This window comes from Corynebacterium pilbarense, assembly GCF_026930265.1.
Taxonomy (GTDB): Bacteria; Actinomycetota; Actinomycetes; order Mycobacteriales; family Mycobacteriaceae; genus Corynebacterium; species Corynebacterium pilbarense.
Map to the genome: position 1 here is coordinate 1 of NZ_JANRML010000150.1, position 517 is coordinate 517.

A 517-nucleotide genomic window follows, 5' to 3' on the forward strand; every position below is an offset into this window, starting at 1 on the left:
GGCCAGCAGGTAACCCAGAGATGGAGCACCAAATACGAGATCTCAGGGCGAGACTCGAAGAGATGGAAACCACCCAGAGGCGTGGAGCTGGTACAGCAGAGCTCAGCGATTCCGAGGTTGAAGAGGAAGCTGGACATGACCAAGAAGAGGTCACAGCAGAGGATGCCTCGACAGAGAGGTTGATCAGAGCCATTTCGAGGATGAGCTCGAAGACGAAGATGGACATTCCCGTCTATGAGGGGAGTCTAAATGCAGAAGAGTTGCTAGATTGGATCCGAGCACTCGACACCTACTTCGATTACAAAGATATTGAAGAGGACAAGAAGGTAAGGCATGCAGTTACTAAGCTGAAAGGACATGCAGCATTATGGTGGGACGAGCTTCAAGAAGATAGACGTTCCAAAGGCAAGCAAAATATTAAAAGATGGGATCGAATGATTGCGAAGATGAAGGCAAAGTTCATCCCAAGGGATTATCAAATCACACTGTTCAGGCGGATGCAGAACCTGAGGCAGAA

At 48.7% G+C, this 517-nt stretch carries 1 protein-coding gene; it reads left to right on the forward strand.

The genetic code is table 11. The annotated features are described in order from the left end of the window. Positions 1-62: 62 nt before the first annotated feature. The coding region (locus NUW87_RS11610) for a hypothetical protein (RefSeq protein WP_269028691.1) at positions 63-517 on the forward strand (455 nt) is incomplete at its 3' end.